The sequence below is a fragment of the Thermoclostridium caenicola genome, assembly GCF_900142095.1.
GTDB lineage: Bacteria > Bacillota > Clostridia > DSM-8532 > DSM-8532 > Thermoclostridium_A > Thermoclostridium_A caenicola.
The window spans coordinates 1-1,531 of record NZ_FQZP01000111.1; the positions used below are offsets into that span (position 1 = coordinate 1).

At 42.7% G+C, this 1,531-nt stretch carries 1 protein-coding gene; it reads right to left on the bottom strand.

Going from position 1 to position 1,531, the window contains the following annotated elements:
• Positions 1-30 precede the first annotated feature (30 nt).
• Positions 31-1,416 carry an ISLre2 family transposase gene (locus F3H12_RS13100; RefSeq protein WP_149679755.1) on the bottom strand — a complete coding sequence of 462 codons (1,386 nt, stop codon included), beginning with the start codon at positions 1,414-1,416 and terminating at the stop codon, positions 31-33.
• Between the last annotated feature and the right edge of the window lie 115 nt (positions 1,417-1,531).

The following is a 1,531-nucleotide window of genomic DNA, read 5'->3' on the forward strand; positions in this document are numbered from 1 at the left end:
GATAGTGTCAACGATTTGTAGGAATAAAAATCAGCCTCCTACACGATACAGTAAGCTTCCGTGTTGTAACCCCCTAAGTATCCAATAGATTCTGCTTGTCCTTCCTGACATCTGCAGGGCAGGAATATTGCCTATCTTCTCAAAACCCTTCACCATCCGTTTCCGTATGCTTTTTTCCTTCTTCCTGTTCAGTCTAATTTCATTTTGACGCTGTTTCTTTATGGCAGCATGGATATTACCACCATTATGTACGAAAGCCCTTAATCGACTCATTTGTTCTGAGCCGACTAAACTCCATCCCATCGGTCGACTGCTTAATCTCTCGCTTAGTACATGGCTTACATGACCCTCTGCACTACAGCCAATAACATCCGGATACTTCGTCGCGTTTTCAATACTCTTCCAATTATCAAATAAATACTTCCTTGTTTCTAAAACTCTTTTCCGGTGTCCTTCGGTTTCAGCCTTTTCGTAGCATAGCTTTAGTTCCTTCGCTGTTGCTTTCTTATCTCCTGCTCTCAATGCATCCATCAGCCTTTTTACCTGGATGTCATCCCCACCCGCAGCCTTTCGAATATACTTGTTCCGATGATAGGCATCAAGTATCGGTACACTCTTTGGAAGATAGTTTTGACCTGCTTTTATCCACCCAGCTCCGTCACCAGCTATATATATCCGCTCTACCTGCTCCAGTTCATATGTCTGTTCTATGTAATCTAATACTTCTGTCCACAGCGTTTCATTATCTGTGCTGGTGGTGGCAAAATAGTGCACGTTCTGTAACTCGCATCGCTTACCGTTTCGCCTGGCTCCTTCATGCACATACACTAACTTTGCTTGACGGTTCTGGCCGTCCTGATGCGCCACATGGTCTTCATCCGCCTCTACGTATAGTATCGATACCTGCTTTTTCTTGTTGCGTTCAGGAACATGTTTAAGTGTTCCTACCTCTCTTATGCAATTCATCACTGTCTGTCGGCTCACTTCTGCATGACGATTTGCTCTTCCGGCTCTGCTATAGGACATTCCCGACGCTTTTAATATCAAATCTGCTTTCAGCCCTTCTTCCACTCGGTCATATGCAGGTAGCTTCAATACTTCATCTGCCAGATGCGCATATTCACCTGTCACTTTATGACGATAATAGTTGCGGGAGATTTTTACTTCTCCCATAGCAGTAAGAACACTTCGTGTATCCTTTCGAACGATCTGCCAATGGCGCTTCCTCTCTGATGAGTCTTTGAAAGCCTTATCTGCGTCTTCTACTATCTGCTCAAGAATTCGGGTCCCAAGCTTATTTACATAATCATGTACCGTGGCGGCTAATTCAGAAAAATCTGAGCCGTTTAACAACTCATCTGCAATACTTTTTTCTAATTCATTGATGATTTTTTCGTAGATTTCGCGTACAATCATAATTGCAGGTTACCTCTCTTCTGTTGGTTATGTTTTATTGTGTGGGTTACTTGAAAACTATACCACATCGAGAAGGTAACTTGCTTTTTTATTCCTACATAAACTTTACACTATG